The sequence below is a fragment of the Kitasatospora sp. NPDC059462 genome (genome assembly GCF_042749955.1).
Taxonomy (GTDB): domain Bacteria; phylum Actinomycetota; class Actinomycetes; order Streptomycetales; family Streptomycetaceae; genus Kitasatospora.
In genome coordinates, this window is sequence record NZ_JBHYUU010000073.1 from 1 (window position 1) to 16,741 (window position 16,741).

The 16,741-nt window shown below is 75.0% G+C and carries 12 protein-coding genes; 7 read left to right on the top strand and 5 right to left on the bottom strand.

What is annotated here, in order from left to right:
• Window positions 1-121: 121 nt before the first annotated feature.
• Entirely contained in the window at window positions 122-1,276 is a 1,155-nt protein-coding gene (locus ACFXAM_RS19470; protein WP_380292783.1) for a pyridoxal-phosphate-dependent aminotransferase family protein, read from the bottom strand.
• A gap of 57 nt (window positions 1,277-1,333) precedes the next feature.
• Here ACFXAM_RS19470 and ACFXAM_RS19475 point away from each other — a divergent pair, with 57 nt between their 5' ends.
• The 4 genes from ACFXAM_RS19475 to glnII all read left to right on the top strand — a co-directional run bounded on the left by ACFXAM_RS19475 (window position 1,334) and on the right by glnII (window position 5,614).
• Entirely contained in the window at window positions 1,334-2,437 is a 1,104-nt protein-coding gene (locus ACFXAM_RS19475; RefSeq protein ID WP_380292785.1) for an amidohydrolase family protein, read from the top strand.
• Window positions 2,438-2,510: 73 nt separating this feature from the next.
• On the top strand, window positions 2,511-3,188 hold the full coding sequence (locus tag ACFXAM_RS19480; RefSeq protein ID WP_380292786.1) for a uracil-DNA glycosylase: 678 nt from the start codon (window positions 2,511-2,513) through the stop codon (window positions 3,186-3,188).
• Between the two features lie 153 nt (window positions 3,189-3,341).
• Complete coding sequence (locus ACFXAM_RS19485; protein WP_380292788.1) at window positions 3,342-4,424, top strand: LAETG motif-containing sortase-dependent surface protein; 1,083 nt, start codon at window positions 3,342-3,344, stop codon at window positions 4,422-4,424.
• A 167-nt stretch (window positions 4,425-4,591) separates the two neighbouring features.
• Window positions 4,592-5,614, top strand: coding sequence for a glutamine synthetase (gene glnII / locus ACFXAM_RS19490; protein ID WP_380292790.1), 1,023 nt, complete (start codon window positions 4,592-4,594; stop codon window positions 5,612-5,614).
• Between the two features lie 84 nt (window positions 5,615-5,698).
• Here the strand turns inward: glnII and ACFXAM_RS19495 are convergent, their stop codons facing one another.
• Window positions 5,699-11,032, bottom strand: a complete 5,334-nt coding sequence (locus ACFXAM_RS19495; protein ID WP_380292792.1) for a hypothetical protein — start codon at window positions 11,030-11,032, stop codon at window positions 5,699-5,701.
• The gene (locus ACFXAM_RS19500) at window positions 11,029-12,453 is read right to left on the bottom strand and encodes an esterase/lipase family protein (RefSeq protein WP_380292794.1); all 1,425 of its coding nucleotides are present in this window, start codon (window positions 12,451-12,453) and stop codon (window positions 11,029-11,031) included. Before ACFXAM_RS19500 ends, ACFXAM_RS19495 begins: the two co-directional genes overlap by 4 nt.
• A gap of 320 nt (window positions 12,454-12,773) precedes the next feature.
• On the opposite strand from ACFXAM_RS19500, the gene ACFXAM_RS19505 reads away from it, so the two are divergent.
• Window positions 12,774-13,874 (top strand): LLM class flavin-dependent oxidoreductase, encoded by a 1,101-nt coding sequence (locus ACFXAM_RS19505; protein ID WP_380292796.1) that lies wholly within the window; start codon window positions 12,774-12,776, stop codon window positions 13,872-13,874.
• A 79-nt stretch (window positions 13,875-13,953) separates the two neighbouring features.
• Here the strand turns inward: ACFXAM_RS19505 and ACFXAM_RS19510 are convergent, their stop codons facing one another.
• Both ACFXAM_RS19510 and ACFXAM_RS19515 read right to left on the bottom strand, forming a co-directional pair.
• Window positions 13,954-14,391 (bottom strand): GNAT family N-acetyltransferase, encoded by a 438-nt coding sequence (locus tag ACFXAM_RS19510; protein WP_380292798.1) that lies wholly within the window; start codon window positions 14,389-14,391, stop codon window positions 13,954-13,956.
• A 44-nt stretch (window positions 14,392-14,435) separates the two neighbouring features.
• A complete protein-coding gene (locus tag ACFXAM_RS19515; protein ID WP_380292800.1) occupies window positions 14,436-15,068 on the bottom strand; it encodes a hypothetical protein in 633 nt (210 codons plus the stop codon).
• A gap of 164 nt (window positions 15,069-15,232) precedes the next feature.
• On the opposite strand from ACFXAM_RS19515, the gene ACFXAM_RS19520 reads away from it, so the two are divergent.
• Window positions 15,233-15,436 (top strand): hypothetical protein, encoded by a 204-nt coding sequence (locus tag ACFXAM_RS19520; protein ID WP_380292802.1) that lies wholly within the window; start codon window positions 15,233-15,235, stop codon window positions 15,434-15,436.
• Window positions 15,433-16,242 carry an MOSC domain-containing protein gene (locus tag ACFXAM_RS19525; RefSeq protein ID WP_380292804.1) on the top strand — a complete coding sequence of 270 codons (810 nt, stop codon included), beginning with the start codon at window positions 15,433-15,435 and terminating at the stop codon, window positions 16,240-16,242. The genes ACFXAM_RS19520 and ACFXAM_RS19525 overlap by 4 nt, the downstream gene beginning before the upstream one ends.
• Window positions 16,243-16,741: the final 499 nt, after the last annotated feature.

Below are 16,741 nucleotides of genomic sequence, written 5' to 3' on the forward strand. Positions count from 1 at the left end.
CGCCAATGGCCCCCAGCCTGGCGGCCGGGAGGTGCCCCCACCGCAGTGGCTCCCTCCTCCGCCTTGCGATGCACGCACCCAGACGCCGCGGCCTGGTCCGACAAAATCCAAGAGACAGACCCTAGCGGCCGGCGGCGAGCGCCGCGTTCCAGGCGGCCTCGGCGGCGGTGAGGGCGGGGGTGGCGTCGGTGGTGGTGGCGGTGGCCAGGGCGGTGAGGGTGGCGCGGACGGTGTCGAGGGCGGCGGCGGGGCCGTAGTGGTTGACCCGCAGCATCCCGGTGGCCAGCGCGCCGCCGCCGGCCTGGACCGGGAGGGACGGGTCGAGGCGGCGCAGCTCGGCGGCGAGGGCGGTGGCGTCCAGGCCGGCCGGGGTGCGCAGGGTGGTGGCCACCGGTGCGGCGTGGGCGTCGGCCGGGACGAACGGGGTGAGCGTGCCGAGGGCCCGCACGCCCGCGCGGGTGGCGGCCGCGGCCGCCCGGTGGCGGGCGATGACGGTGGGCAGGCCGTCCGCGGCGATCCGGTCCAGGCAGGCGCCGAGCGCGAGCATCTCCAGCTGCGCGGGCGCGTGCGGCAGGACGGTGCGCCCGGCGTCCGTCCAGCGCTCCTTCCAGTCCAGCAGCGAGAGGTAGGAGCGGCGCGGGGCGGCCGGGTTGGCGGTGATCCGCTCCCAGGCCCGGGCGGAGACCGAGACGGCCGAGACGCCGGCCGGCCCGCCCATCGCCTTCTGCCCGCCGATCACGCACAGGTCCACGCCCCAGGCGTCGGTCAGCAGCGGCTCGGCGGCCACCGAGGCGACCGCGTCCACCATCAGCAGCGCGCCGTGCTCGCGCACCACGGCGGCGATCTCGGCGACCGGGTTGGTGTTGCCGGTGGCGGCCTCGGCGTGCACCAGCGAGACGAAGTCGACGGCCGGCTCGGCCGCCAGCGCCTCGGCGACCTGCTCGGCGCTCACCGCGGTGTCGAACGGCACGGCGAGGTCGACGACCTTCGCGCCGCAGTCGCGCAGCCAGTTGCCGAAGGTCTGGCCGTACGGGCCGGTGACGATGTTGAGCGCGGTCGAGCCCGGGTGCGCGGCGCCGCGGATCGCGGCCTCCAGCGGCAGCAGTGCCTCGCCCTGGGTGACGATGACGTCGGCGGTGGTGTGCAGGAGCGCGGCGACCTTGTCCTCGATCTCCGCGAAGTCGGCGGCGCTGAGCGGGGGCAGGTCGAGGAAGGGGCTCACGGTCTCTTGGCCTTTCGAGGGGGAGGCGGGGGGAGGGGCGGTACTGGCCGGCATCGAGTCTGCCTCATCCTCGCTGCTTACAAGGAACGGCGCCGTCGGTAGAGTGCGGCCATGAGCATGGGCACGGTGCTGCACGTCAGGGGTCGGGTGCTGGTCGGTCCGGAGGACGTCCGGGACGAACTCTGGGTGGTGGACGGCCGGGTGACCTTCTCCCGTCCGACCGCCGTCGGCGCCGGCTCCGCCGAGGTCCGGACGGTGGAGGGCTGGGTGCTGCCCGGCCTGGTGGACGCGCACTGCCACGTCGGCCTGGACGCGCACGGGGCCGTCGACGCCGCCACCAGCGAGAAGCAGGCGCTCACCGACCGTGACGCCGGCACCCTGCTGATCCGCGACGCCGGGTCCGCCGCCGACACCCGGTGGATCGACGACCGCGAGGACCTGCCCAGGATCATCCGGGCCGGCCGGCACATCGCCCGCACCCGCCGCTACATCCGCAACTACGCGCACGAGATCGAGCCCGGCGACCTCGCCGCCTACGTGCGCGCCGAGGCCCGGCGCGGCGACGGCTGGGTCAAGCTGGTCGGTGACTGGATCGACCGCGACCGCGGCGACCTCGCCGCCTGCTGGCCGGGCGACGCGCTCGCCGAGGCGATCGCGGCCGCGCACGAGGAGGGCGCCAGGGTCACCGCGCACTGCTTCGCCGCCGAGTCGCTGCCGGACCTGCTGGCCGCCGGGATCGACTGCGTCGAGCACGCCACCGGCCTGACCGAGGAACTGATCCCGGTCTTCGCCGAGCGCGGGGTCGCGATCGTGCCGACCCTGGTCAACATCGCCACCTTCCCCCGGCTGGCGGCGGGCGGCGAGGCCAAGTTCCCGGCCTGGTCCGCCCACATGCGCCGGCTGCACGAGCGCCGCTACGACACGGTGGGCGCCGCGCACGACGCGGGCATCCCGGTCTACGTCGGCACGGACGCGGGCGGCTCGCTGGCCCACGGCCTGGTCGCGGAGGAGGTCGCCGAGCTGGTGAAGGCCGGGCTCACCCCCGCCGAGGCGCTGTCGGCGGCCACCTGGGGGGCGCGTGCCTGGCTGGGGCGCCCCGGCCTGGAGGAGGGCGCGCCGGCGGACTTCGTGGTGTACGCGCAGGACCCGCGCGCCGACGTCCGGGTGCTGGCCGATCCCCGGCTGGTGGTGCTGCGCGGGCGCCCGGTGGCGTGAGCGCCCGCGGGGCCTCTTCGGTGTGATCATCTGGGTGAACGGCCTGTCGGTGTAGGCCGATAGGGTTACGCCCATGGCACCGCGTCCACTGAACGAGATCGTCGAGCCCGGATGGGCCACCGCGCTGGAGCCGGTGGCCGGGCGGGTCGCCGCGATGGGCGACTTCCTCCGCGCCGAACTGGCCGCCGGCCGCACCTATCTGCCCTCCGGCCCGAACGTGCTGCGCGCCTTCCAGCAGCCGTTCGCCGAGGTGCGGGTGCTGATCGTCGGCCAGGATCCGTACCCGACCCCCGGCCACGCCGTCGGCCTGAGCTTCTCGGTGGGGGCCGACGTGCGGCCGATCCCGGCCAGCCTGGTCAACATCTTCCAGGAGTACGGTGCCGACCTCGGCCTCCCGCAGCCGTCCAACGGCGACCTCACCCCGTGGACGCAGCAGGGCGTGCTGCTGCTGAACCGCGCCCTGACCACCGCCCCGCGCAAGCCCGCCGCGCACCGCGGCAAGGGCTGGGAGGAGGTCACCGAGCAGGCGATCCGCGCCCTGGTGGCGCGCGGCGGCCCGATGGTGGCGATCCTCTGGGGCCGGGACGCGCGCAACCTGCGGCCGCTGCTGGGCGAGATCCCGGCGATCGAGTCGGCGCACCCGAGCCCGTACTCGGCGAGCGGCGGCTTCTTCGGCTCGCGCCCGTTCAGCCGGGCCAACGAGCTGCTGGTGCGGCAGGGCGCGCAGCCGGTGGACTGGCGCCTGCCGTGATCCGGCGGCGCCTCCGGGCCCGGGCCTAGCAGACCTGGGTCAGCGCGGAGCGTCATCTTCACCCCAACGGGTGAAATGACGCTCTGTATGACTCATATGACGGAGCGTTTGAGAAGACTGGCGGCTCATCCTTTCATCCGTGGGGGTACCGCCATGTCTTCTCGACGAATCGTTTCCGCAGCCGCCGCCGTCGTGGCCTGCACCGTTCTCACCGTTCCGCCCACCTGGGCCGCCGAGCCCGCGCCGGCCGGCTCACCCGCCGCCTCACCCGCCGCCCCGCCCGCGGGATCCCCGGGCAAGGCGCGCGCCGTCACCGCCGAACTCGACCTGGACGTCCGGCTGTTGAACAACGCCGTGGCCGTCCCCGTCGACGTCGCGCTCAACAAGGTCGAGTCCCCGGCCCAGCGCGAGGGCACCGTCCTCACCGCGACCGTCGACGGCGTCGACCAGACCGGCCCGGTCACCCTGGTGAAGGCGGAGGTCGGCAAGTCGGTGACCAAGCTGGACGCCAAGGCCGCCACCGCCTCCGTCACCCTCGCCGACGCCGAGGTGCACGCCCCCGGCCTGCCCGGGACCACCCTGCTCGGCCTGGAGGCGCTGAGCGCCACCGCCACCTGCCCCGTCGACGGCAGGCCCACCGCCGACGTGGTCGCGCCCGCCCGGCTGACCGTCCTCGGCAAGCCGGTCACGGTCGATCTGTACGGGCCGACCACGGTGGACGTGCCGCTGGTCGGCAGCGTGACGGTGGAGTTCTCCAGGAAGACCACCACCTCGACGACGGCCGCCGCCTCCGCCCTGGAGGTCAAGGTCGCGGTGGACCCGCTCAACCTCAACGTCGCCAAGGTGACCGGCACCGTCACGGTCGCGTCGGTGAGCTGCGAGAAGCCCGTCCCGGCCGCCCCGACGTCCACCGCGACGCCGTCGGCCACGCCCGCGAGCACGCCGGCCACGCCCGCCGCCGCCGTCACGACGACGCCCCCGGCGGCCCAGCCCGTCGCGGACACCACCCCGTCCGCCGCACCGGCGACGGCCACCGCCACGGCCCACCGGAGCGCGTCCCCCTCCGCCGGCCGGGCCACCACCGCCCCCGACAGCCTCGCCTCCACCGGCGGCAACGACGCCACCCCCCGGCTCGCCGCCGGCGCCGCCGCGCTGCTCGCCGGAGGCGGCTGCGCGGTCTGGGCCACCCGCCGCCGCCGGGCCGCCGCGGCCCCGGCCCACGCCCGCCGGCGCTGACCCCCGGCCCCACGGGTGCGGGAGTGCCACCTGCGGCACTCCCGCACCGTGACCGTGCCAATGCGGACGGTTGGTTCACATGCGCGTTACATGAGAGGAACAACCGGGAAACGGCGGCTTGCAACGCTACGCGGGCACCCACCACTCAGTTTGCGAGGTACACCGCCGTGGCAATCAAGGCCGAGTACATCTGGATCGACGGCACCAAGCCGACCGCCAAGCTCCGCTCCAAGACTCGTGTCCTGCCGAACGCGGACAAGATCCCCACCTGGGGCTTCGACGGTTCCTCCACCAGCCAGGCCGAGGGCCACGCCTCCGACCGCGTGCTGGCGCCGGTGCGCGTCGTCCCGGACCCGATCCGCGGCGGCGACCACATCCTGGTCCTCTGCGAGGTCAACGAGACCGACGGCACCCCGCACGCCTCCAACACCCGCGCCCAGCTGCGCGGCGTCGCCGAGCAGTACGAGGCGCAGGAGTCGATCTTCGGCATCGAGCAGGAGTACACCTTCTTCAAGGGCTCCCGCCCGCTCGGCTTCCCCGAGGGCGGCTACCCGGCCCCGCAGGGCGGCTACTACTGCGGCGTCGGCGCCGAGGAGGTCTTCGGCCGCGAGATCGTCGAGCTGCACCTCGACCGCTGCATCGACGCCGGCCTGGCCATCTGCGGCATCAACGCCGAGGTCATGCCCGGCCAGTGGGAGTTCCAGATCGGCCCGGTCGACGCCCTGACCGTCTCCGACGACATGTGGATCGCCCGCTACCTGCTCTACCGCACCGCCGAGGAGTTCGGCATCGACGCCACCCTCGACCCGAAGCCGGTCCGCGGCGACTGGAACGGCGCGGGCGCGCACACCAACTTCTCCACCAAGGCGATGCGCGAGAACTACGACGCGATCATCACCGCCTGCGAGTCGCTGGGCACCTCCCAGGAGAAGGTCCTGGAGCACGTCACCCAGTACGGCGCCGACATCGAGTCCCGCCTGACCGGCAAGCACGAGACCGCCCCGTGGAACGTCTACTCCTACGGCGTCTCCGACCGCGGCGCCTCGGTCCGCATCCCGTGGCAGGTCGAGGTCGACCAGAAGGGCTACATCGAGGACCGCCGCCCGAACGCCAACGTCGACCCCTACGTCGTCACCCGGCTGCTGATCAACACCTGCTGCGCCGCCCTGGAGAAGGCCGGCCTGGTCTGATCCCGGCCCCCGGCCCGGCAGTTCCACGTACCACCCGCAGGGCCTCCCCACCTCACCGGGGAGGCCCTGCGGGCGTTCCCGCCGTCAGCCGGCGGGGTGGAGCACCTCGGCCAACTCCCCGGCCGGCGCCGCGAGGTCCGGCCGCCGCCGCGCCAGCTCGCGCAGCCGGACGGCGAACGCCTCGCGCTGGACGGCGGCGGCGTTCTCGGCCACCTGTGCGGCCAGCTCGCGGGCCTGATCCTCGTCGTCCATCGCGATGAGCAGAACCAGGGTGAACAGCCTGCCCTGAGCGGTCTCCAGCAGTTCCTCACTGGCGGTGGCCACCGCGGAGAGGAGGTCGAGGTCGGCCGACTCCAGGGCGGCCGTGGCTTCCGCGGCGGCGAGGTCGGGGTCGACGACGACCGCGTGGGCCAGTTCGAGGGAGGTGGCCTCCGCGAGCCGGAGAATCCCGAGGTGCTGATGGACGACCGGGTGATCGGACGCTCCGGAGAGCAGGGTGAAGACGAACGGGTCGTGCAACGCGTTCCAGTGCGCGAGGTGGAAGGCGCGGGACTCGTCCCAGGTGGGCGTCTCGATCCAGGCTTCCATGAGGGCGAACGCGTCGTTCTCGCGCCGGCCCTCGGCGAGGACGGTGGCGAGTGAGCGGTCGTCGATGTCGTCGAGCAGGCGGGTGAGGCCGACGATCGCAGGCTCCTCGGGGAAGAGCGCATCGGCGAGGCGCAGGTGGTGCCGGGACTCGGGCGATCGCAGGTGCTGCGCGTTGGTGCGCAGGAAGTCCTCGACCTGCGGCCAGCCCTCGCATGCGGACCAGGCATTGATGAGGTCGAAGACACTGTCCGGGATCGGCGTGGTCGCCCAGTCGGGCAGCCTTCCCTCGCCGAGCCCGAAGTCCGTCGCCACCTCGTGGATCAGCCGCCGGATCCTGGAGAGCTGCGAGGGGGTGCCTGACGCTGCGGCCGCGGTGGCTGCCGCCAGGGTATCGACCGCCCGGTCCGCGGCGCCTCGCCGCGCGTGGAGGTACGCGAAGCGGACCCGCAGCTCCGCCTGTGACCAGGGGTCTTCGTGAAGCGCGGCGATGCCGTCGGTCCATGCGAGGTCGGTCAGGTCGTCCGTCTGGAGGTCGGTGAGGCTGTTGAGGGCGTTGGCGAGGTAGGGCATGTGGGCTGCGGGGTCGGTTTCGGCGAGTTGGCGCGCGAGGTCGACGGCTTCGGTGATGGTGGCCAGGGCGACGGTGCGGTCTCCGGTGTCGGCTCGCCGGTCGGCGAGGTCGATGAGGGCGCGGGCGAGGTCGGGGAGGTGGGCTGCGGGGTCGGTTTCGGCCAGTGAGCGGTAGTGGGCGACGGCTTCGGTGATGGTGGTCAGCGCCGCGGAGTGGTCTCCGGTGTCGGCCTGGCGGTCGGCGAGGTCGTTGAGGGCGCGGGCGAGGCCGGGGAGATGGGCGGCGGGCAGCGCGGCTGCGAATCGGCGGCGGATGCCGACGGCTTCGGTGACGGCGGTCAGCGCCGCAGCGTGGTTTCCGCTCTTGGCCTGCTGGTTGGCGAGGTTGTTGAGTGCCATGGCGAGGTTGGGGAGGTGGGCTGCGGGGTTGGCGTCGGCGAGTGAGCGGTAGTGGGTGACGGCTTCGGTGATGGTGGTCAGGGCGGCGGCGTGGTCTCCGGTGTCGGCCTGGCGGTTGGCGAGGTTGTTGAGGGCGTGGGCGAGGTAGGGAAGAAAGGCTGCGGGGTTGGTGTCGGCGAGTCGGCGCCAGTGGGCGACGGCTTCGGTGATGGTGGCCAGCGCCGCGATGTGGTCTCCGCTGCGGGCCTGCTGGACGGCGAGGTTGTTGAGGGTGTGGGCGAGGTTGGGGAGGTGGGCTGCGGGGTTGGTGTCGGCCAGTGAGCGGTAGTGGGTGACGGCTTCGGTGATGGTGGCCAGCGCTTCGGTGTGGTTCCGGTTGCTGCCCTGGTGGACGGCGAGGTTGTTGAGGGCGTGGGCGAGCTGGGGAAGGAAGGCTGCGGGGTTGGTGTCGGCGAGTCGGCGCCAGTGGGCGACGGCTTCGGTGCTGGTGGCCAGCGCCGCGATGTGGCTTCCGTTGCGGGCTTGCTGGTTGGCGAGGTTGCTGAGGGCGCCGGCGAGGCTGGGAAGAAAGGCTGCGGGGTTGGTTCCGGCGAGTCGGCGTCGGAGGTCGACGGCTTCGGTGATGGTGGTCAGGGCGGCTGTGTGGTCTCCGTTGGCGGCCTGCTGGTTGGCGAGGTCGTTGAGGGCGCGGGCGAGGTCGGGGAGGTGGGCTGCGCGGTTGGCGTCGGCCAGTGAGCGGTAGTGGTCGAGGGCTTGGGTGATGGTGGCCAGCGCTGCGGCGTGGTTGCCGTTGCCGGCTTGCTGGTTGGCGAGGTTGTGGAGGGCGCCGGCGAGGTCGGGGAGGTGGGCTGCGGGGTTGGCGTCGGCGAGTGAGCGGTAGTGGGTGACGGCTTCGGTGGCGGTGGTCAGCGCTGCGGCGTGGTTCCCGTTGCCGGCCTGGTGGCCGGCGAGGCTGTTGAGTGCCATGGCGAGGTCGGGGAGGTGGGCTGCGGGGTTGGTGTCGGCGAGTAATCGGTAGTGGGTGACGGCCTCGGTGGCGGTGGTCAGCGCTGCGGCGTCGTTTCCGTTGTGGGCTTGCTGGTTGGCGAGGCCGTTGAGGGCGCGGGCGAGGTCGGGGAGGTGGGCTGCGGGGTTGGCGTCGGCGAGTCGGTGCCAGTGGGTGACGGCTTGGGTGGCGGTGGCCAGGGCGGCGAGCCGGTCCCCGGCCCCGTTTTGGCAGACGGCGAGGTTGCTGAGTGCCATGGCGAGGTCGGGGAGGTGGGTTGCGGGGTTGGTGTCGGCGAGAGAGCGGTAGTGGGTGACGGCCTCGGTGGCGGTGGTCAGGGCGGCGAGTCGGTCCCCGGCCGCGCCTTGGCGGATGGCGAGGTTGTTGAGGGCGCCGGCGAGGCTGGGGAGGTGAGTGGCGGGGGCGTTGTCGGCGAGTTGGCGCCAGTGGGTGACGGCTCGGGTGATGGTGGTCAGGGCGGCGAGCCGGTCCTCGGTCTCGGCTTGGCAGAGGGCGAGGTTGTTGAGTGCGGCCGCGAGGTTGGGGAGGTGGGTGGCAGGGGCGGTGGTGGCGAGTCGGTGCCAGATGTCGACGGCTTCGGTGGCGGTGGTCAGGGCGGCGAGTCGGTCCCCGGCCGCGGCTTGGCGGACGGCGAGGTTGTTGAGTGCCGTGGCGAGGGCGGGGAGGTGAGTGGCGGGATCAGCGTTCGCGAGTCGCCGGAACAGGACCAGCGCCTTCGCCGCGGATTCCAGCGAGCCGGAATCGTCGCCGACATCAGCCTGCCGATGGCTCACCCGGAGCAGTCGGGTCGCCCGCTGGTCGTCCTGCCCGGCGAGTCGTGGGTCGTCCAGGCAGCGGAGCTCGGCGCGCAGGGCGAGGTGGGGGAGCCCGAGGGTCGAGTGCGGGATCGCGTGGGTGAGGTCGTTCAGCCAGACCGGGGCCTGCGCCGCGGCGACGAGCCGTTCGAGCGCCTCAAGGGCCGCGCCGCGTTGGGCGAAGGCGACGACCAGGACGGGGAGCCACCGGTTCTCCCCGCCCCCGATCCACCCGGTGATCAGATCTGCCGCGGCGCCCGGATCGGCCGCCGCGGCGCGGTTGAACTGGCGCAGGGCGTCGAGCACCCGTTCGTCGTCGAGCCCCTCCAGTGCCGCCGCCAGCAGCCCGTCGTCCTCCCGCAGCGTGCGCAGCACCAGGTGGTCGGCGATCGGGTCGGGGCGCAGGGTGAGCGGCTCGCCGGGGGCCGGGCGCAGGCAGTCGGTGAGGGTGGTGCGGACCTGCTCGCGCCACCGGCCGTCGTCCGCCAGTTCCTCGACGGCCCGGAGGGCGTCGACCACCCAGGGCCGGGAGGCCGGGGTGCGCAGGGTGAGGCTGGTGACGGCGCGGTCGAGGACGTCGAGCGGGGCGTCGCCGGTGGTGCCGGTGGCACGGCGGTAGACCTGCGCCCAGTAGGAGTGCTCGTGGTGGAGCACCTCCTCGTACAGCTCGGCGCGAGTGGTGGGCAGCCGGCCGCGGCCCCGGGTGCGGGCGGCCAGGAAGGTGCGGAGCAGCCGGTCGAGGGTGGTCCAGTTCCGTGGGACCGGACCGGCCGCCGTCTCGGGGTCCACCGGCTCGCCGTCCAGCCGGAACGCCTCGACGGCGCGCCGCACGAGCGCGTCGCCGTCGGGGTGTTCGGGCGGCAGCGGCATCGGGGGGCGTTCGCGGCAGAGGTGGCCGTCGTTGGTCCAGGCCCGGCGCAGGTCGTCCAGCCACTGGCCGTCGGTGGAGCGGGCGGTCATCAGGACGACGGCGGGTGCGCCGCCGCGTTCGGTGCGCCGGCGCAGCACGCTGAGCAGCTGCCGCGCCTCGGCGGGCCGGGCGTCGGCGTAGTCGAGGACGACCAGGGTGGGCGAGGTGACGACGCCGAGCCAGTCCAGGCCGGGGGTGTCCTTGCGCAGGTAGCCCGCGTACCAGCCGTCCCGCTCGGCGAGCCGGTGGGCGACCTCCAGGGCGAGCCGGGTCTTGCCCGCGCCGCCGACGCCGTGGACGACGGCGACGCCGGTGTGCCGGCCCTCGGCCACCGAGCGGCACCAGCCGGTGAGCACGGTCAGTTCGTCGCGGGCCTGGAACGGCACCACGTTGTGTTCCGGCCTGAGCAGTTGCAGCGGCCGGTGCAGCTGCGGGTCGAGCGGCAGGTACGGCGGGCGCAGCGGGTCGGCGGCCAGGTGCACGGCCGGGACGTGGGCGTCCCCGGCGCGCCACAGGCGCCCCACGTCGACGGCGAAGCGCCAGTTCCACTCGGCGGCGTAGCGGGCGCCGGCCCGGGCGGCGTCGGCGAAGGAGGCTCCGGTGCCGAGGACCGGTGAGGTGGGCAGGGCGTGGGCCGCGCCGACCGGGTCGAGCAGCAGCAGCGGGCGGGCCGGGCCGTCCACCTCCGCCTGGGCGAGTTCCGCCCAGTCGGGCGGCCGGGTCCGCCACACCTCGGCGTCCGGCGGGGCGGGCTCGCCGGGGTCGGGGTCGCCGATCCGCACGCCGAGCAGCGCGTGGCCGGGGGCGCCGGCCTCGGGCGGGTCGAGGAGCAGGACGAACGGCCGCAGGCCCGCGTGCAGGCAGGCGCCCGCGAGGACGAGCGCGAGGTCGAGGCAGGTGGCGTGCCGGGGGCTCCACAGCACCTCGGCGGGCTGGCGGACCACCTGCCGCCCGGGGTCGTCGCCCGGCGCCTCGTACGCGTAGGTGATGCCGGCGCCCGCCAGTGCCTCGTACACGGCGCGGGCCTGGTCGAGGCGGCTGCCGCCGGCCGCGCCGGGCAGGCGGACGAACGCGGCGGCCTCGTCGGGCCGGACGTAGCGGGCGAGGGCCGCGGGCTCGCCCTCCTGGTCCCAGCGCGGCCAGGCGTTCATCCGGCCACCGCCGCGAAGGCGTCGCCCGCGGTGAGGTCGCCGACGCCGGGGACGGCGCGCGCGGTCACCTTGACGTCGTACAGGCCCGGCTGCTGCCCGGGCAGGTCGGTGCGGTGGCAGCCCTCCGCCGGGTCCCAGTCGAGCCGCACCTCGGCGACCCGCGCGCCCGGTTCCTCGGCCTGCCGCAGCGTCGCCCACACGGGCAGCCCCTCCCCGCCCTCGGGGACGGCGTCGCCGCGCAGCCGCACTCGCAGCGGTACCGTCGCGCCGGCCGGGTGCAGTTCGTCCAGGTCCAGCCCCAGCGAGGTCTGCCGCTCCTCGCCGCGGACGGCGGTCAGCGGCGCCCGCCGCTCGAAGGCGTCGACCAGGCCCGGGATCCAGGCGGCCGAGCCGAGCGGGCCGTGCCGGTCGCGGGCGCGCCAGCCGGAGGCGTGGTCGGCGCTCAGCTCCAGCGGGACGGCGGAGAAGGCGGGCACGGTGCCGTCGCCGTGGTCGTGCTCCCAGCCGTCGAGCGGGAGCCAGCCGGGCGGTGTCTTGTGCAGGCTGAGCCGGCGGCCGTCCCAGTGGGCGGAGCCGGGGGTGTCGTGGCTCCAGCCGAGGCGCGGGACGACGACCGGGGTGTCGGGTTGGCGCGGAATGCCGCGCCAGCCGTCCTCGATGTCCCGGTGGGTGTCGTAGCCGGCCTCGGCCGCCGCTCCGAGCCCCGGCAGGGCGAGTTCGTGGGGGTGGCGGGCGGTGCCGGTGGTGGCGTCCCAGACGGCGGGGTAGCGGGGCAGCAGGTCGGCGACGCCCGGCCAGCTCCGCAGCAGCTCGCTGACGCCCTTCAGCCGGACCCCGGCCACCCGGACGCCGTTGGCCAGCACGTCCAGGGCCTTGGGCGCCCCCCGGTGCGGCGTGCCGAGGGTGATCAGGGCGCGGCAGAGCGGCCAGCCCTCCAGCGGGCCGAGCCAGTAGCGGGCGACCAGTCCGCCCATCGAGTGCGCCACGACGGTGACGCGCCCGGCCCGTTCGGTCTCGGTGAAGTCCTGGAGGCGTTCGTGGACGTCGGCGGCGAGCTGCTCGGCGGCCCGGGCGACGCCGAGGCGGAAGTCGTAGGGGAGGACGACCACGTTGGCGGCCGGGTCGCGCCGGTCCGGGTGGCCCTCGTCGAGCCGTACGCCGGGCAGTGCGCGCAGGCCGTCGAGCAGCCGCTCGTAGCCGGGGACGACCGTCCAGCCGGGCAGCAGCCGGCGGGAGCGGATCACCCCGACGGGGCGCAGCGGCTCGTCGGGGGCGAGCCGGCCCGGTCCGGCGAACAGGGCGGCGATGTCGCCGAAGCCCGCGTCCCAGACGACTTCGCCGGGCCGCCCGTCCTTCCCCGGCCGCTCCAGTACGCTGCCGCCGATCCCGGGCAGGACGTACACCAGATGTCTGCGCGCCACTTCGTCTCCGCTCGCCGGGCGCCGGTTGCCCAACCCCCCTGGCCGGACCGGCGCTTGCGCGCCCATGATCCTGCGCACCGGTCGTGCGGCACAGGGGCCGGGCCGGGTGGTGGCCAAGTTGAGACACGGGGCCGGGGCGGAGGCTCTCTTGATCGGCGCCGGACCTCGGCGGACAATGGCCCGCATGACCGCCTTCGCCGCCTGGTTCCCCGTGCGACGCCTGCACGTGGATCTGGCGCGGGTGTGGACGGCCGCCTGTCGCCGTTGAACGGCTCTCCCCCTTTCCCGCAGGCGGCTCTTCCGGTACGGAGTGTGTGTTCATGACCCTGACGTTCCACTGGTTCCTGCCCACCAACGGCGACAGCCGGCACGTCGTCGGCGGAGGCCACGGCTCGACACCCGGCGCGGCCGGGGGCGACCGGCCGCCGTCCCTCGGGTACCTGGGGCAGGTCGCCCGCAGCGCCGAGCAGTTGGGGTTCGAAGGGGCGCTGACGCCGACCGGGGCGTGGTGCGAGGACGCATGGGTGACGACGGCGATGCTCACCCAGGTGACCGAGCGGCTGAAGTACCTGGTGGCGTTCCGGCCCGGGCAGATCGCGCCGGCACTGGCGGCGCAGATGGCGTCCACGTACCAACGGCTGTCCGGCGGGCGGCTGTTGCTCAACGTGGTGACGGGCGGGGAGTCGGCGGAGCAGCGGGCGTACGGGGACTTCCTGGACAAGGACGCCCGCTACGCCCGCACCGGGGAGTTCCTGTCCGTCGTGCGGCGGCTCTGGGCGGGGGAGACGGTGGACCACGAAGGGGTCCACCTGCGCACCGAGCGGGCGGAGTTGACCCGGCCGCCGGAGCCGGCGCCGCCGGTGTACTTCGGCGGGTCCTCCCCGGTGGCGGGCGAGGTCGCCGCCCGGTACGCGGACGTGTACCTCACCTGGGGCGAGCCGCCCGGGCAGGTGCGGGAGAAGATCACCTGGATCCGTGAACTCGCCGCGCGGGAGGGGCGGGTGGTGCGGTTCGGGATCCGGCTGCACGTGATCACCCGGGACACCTCGGCGCAGGCGTGGGCGGAGACGGAGCGGCTGCTGGCGGCGATGGACCCGCAGCGGGTCCGGGAGACCCAGCGGGCGCTGGCCCGCAGCGAGTCGGTGGGGCAGCGCCGGATGCTGGCGCTGCACGGCGGCTCGGCGGAGCGGCTGGAGGTGTACCCGGGGCTGTGGGCGGGCGTCGGCCTGCTGCGCGGCGGGGCCGGGACGGCGCTGGTGGGCAGTCACCGGGAGGTGGCCGACCTCGTCACCGAGTACCACGAGCTGGGCATCGACGAGTTCGTGCTCAGCGGGATGCCGCACCTGGAGGAGGCGTACTGGTTCGGCGAGGGGGTGCTGCCGGTGCTGGCCGCCCGGGGGCTCTGGCGCCGGCCGGAGTAGGACGGCGCCGGAGCGGGGCGTCGGTGCGGAGCGTCGGGGTGGGGCGCCGGAGCAGGGCGTCGGCGCGGGCGGCCGGGGGCTACTGCTGGCCCAGGACCATCCACTTCTCCGGCTTGACCACCGGCTCGAAGCCCACCTTGGCGTAGACGCCGTGGGCGTCGGCGGTGGCCAGCAGGATGCGGCGCAGGCCGTCCCCGGCGAGCTCGTCGCGGACGGCGGCGGCCAGGGCGGTGCCGAGGCCGCAGCCGCGGGCGGCGGGGGCGATGTAGACGTCGCACAGCCAGGCGAAGGTGGCGTGGTCGGTGACCACCCGGGCGTAGCCGACCTGGGCGCCCGAGGCCTGCTCGTAGAGGCCGAAGTTGAGCGAGTCCGCGATCGCCCGGTCCTGCTTCTCGCGGCTGCGGCCGATCGCCCAGTAGGCGTCCAGGGACAGCCACCGGTGGATCAGCGCGGCGTCGAGGCGCGCGGGGTCGGTGGAGATCTCGTAGCCGTCGGGCAGGGTGTGGTCACTGGTCATGGCCGGATCCAAGCAGCGGATCCGGCCGTCGACCAGTGGTTTTCTCAGTGGACGGGCACGGCGTTCTCCGGCAGGTTGTGCCAGTTGGTGACGATCGGCCGGTCGACGCCGGTCCGGCCGATCGGCAGGCTGACCGGGTCGGGGTCCGGGCTGCCGATGCCCACGATGACGTCGGTGAACTCGACGGCCTGGTTGTCCTTGGTGGTCTTCGCCATGACGCCCGCGTAGGCGGTGTCCGAGCCGCTCAGCCTGATCGGCTGGCTGACGCCCTGCTCGGCCTTGGACGCCTCGATGCCGCGCGAGCCGAAGGCGATGACCGGCGGCCGGGGCGGGAGGGTGCAGGTGACGCCCGGCTTGGCCTTGGCGGCGATCAGGATGTAGCCGCCCGCCTGGGACTCGGCCTTGGCGGTGAGCACGAGGTCCTTGGCGCCGCAGGTGGCGCCGGAGGGCTGGGCGGGGGCGGAGGGCTTCGTGGCGGTGGCGGCCGGGGTGGTGACGGCCGGCGCGGCGGTGGCCGGGGCGGCGGCGGTCGGGGCGGTGGTGGCCGGCGGCGCGGTGGTCACGGCCGGGCTCGACACGGGGGCGGCGGTGTCGCTGTTCTCCGGCCCGCACGCGGTGGCGGCGACGGCGAGCGCCGCGACGGCGACGGCGGTGAGAGCGAGACGGCGCGGGCGCATGCGGTTCCCCCAGGATCGTGGTGCGGCGGTGTCGTTCACCGGCGCACCACGACGGTACGACGGGATCGTTCACGGTCCGGTGCGGGAAACATCCCGATCCTGTCGCAGAGCGCGGCGCCGGAAAGGGATGGCCAACACCCCGCCCACGAGGGACGATCACCCCCATGACCGCACCCCCGTTGCTCCTCCTCGACGTCGACGGCCCGCTCGACCCGTACGCCGCCGAACCGCAGGACGCCGCGTGGATCGCCGCCCACCATCCCGGGCCGGCGGCCACCCTGCGGATCAATCCCAGGAAAGGTCTGCGGCCCGGGGACTTCGCCGCTTTGCGGGAGTGGGCGTGCGGGGGGACGGGGGCCGGGGGGTGAGGGTCGGGACGGTCGAGCGGCTGCGGCGTCACCCCGTGAAGTCGATGCTCGGCGAGGAACTCCGTGCGGCGTCCGTGACGGAGCGCGGCATCGACGGCGACCGCGCGTACGCGCTGCTGGACGTCGGCAGCGGGCTGGTGGTGAGCGCCAAGCACCCGCGCCGCTGGGCGGGCGTGCTCGGGTTCACGGCCGTGACCCCGCCCGGCGGCGGGGTGGTGATCACCGGCCCGGACGGCGCGGTCGTGGACGAGCGCGGGTTGTCGCAGCGGCTGGGCCGCGAGGTCCGGCTGGTGGACGCGCCGCCGCAGGGCGCGAGCGTCGAGCGGTCCGTTCCGGAGGAGGTGCTGGCGTGGGGGCCGCACGCCGAGGTCGGGTTCACCGTCAACGAGCTGGGGCGCGCCGCGCCGCCCGGGACGTTCTTCGACTTCGCCCCGCTCCATCTGCTCACCACGGCCGCCCTCGCCGCCGCCGACGGCGCCGCCGCCGAGCGGTACCGGCCGAACGTGCTGGTCCGCACCTCCGGCGCCGCCACCGGCTTCGTCGAGAACGCCTGGGTGGAGAGCGAGTTGGCGATCGGCGCGCGGCTGCGCCTGCACATCGTCACGGCCACGCCGCGCTGCGCCGTCCCCACCCTCGCGCACGGTCCGGGCCTGCCCCGCTCGACGGCGGCGCTGCGCACGCTCGCGGAGCGCAACCGGCTCGTCCCGCTGCCGGGCATGCCCGCGCTGCCCTGCGCCGGTGTGTACGCCCGGGTGCTGACGCCGGGCCGGGTGGCGGTCGGCGACCCGGTGGTGCTGCTGTCCTGACCTGCGGGGAACCGGTTGTCGTCGGGGCGGGTCCCATCGTCGTCGGCAGGGCGAGGCGGCGAGGCGGCGAGGAGGCGACCGGGATGGGCGGGGACCGGGAGTTCGGCAGCGGGAGCAGCGGGAGCAGCGGGAGCAGCGGGACGGCGGCCGGCCGCTGGGCCTTCGCGGCCCGGTGGGCGGTGGTGGTGGCGGCCGCGACGGCGTCGGCCGTGGTGCTGGCGACCTCGGCGGACGACGGCGGTCGGGCGCTCCCCGTCACGGTCGGGGGGACGACGACGGGGCCGGTGAGGGCGCCGGTGGCGGCGGTGACGACGGCGGTGGAGACGGCGGGCGCCGCCGCCCGGCCGCCGCGCCGCAAGGTGAGCCCCGGCACGACCCCGGCGGACCCCGGCGAGGGCGCCGCCGTGGGCGTCGCCTACGCGCTCGACTGGAACACCCGCTGCGAGACCGGCCATCTGCGCTTCGCCGGGCACTCCTGGCGGACCGGGCGCCCGCCGGT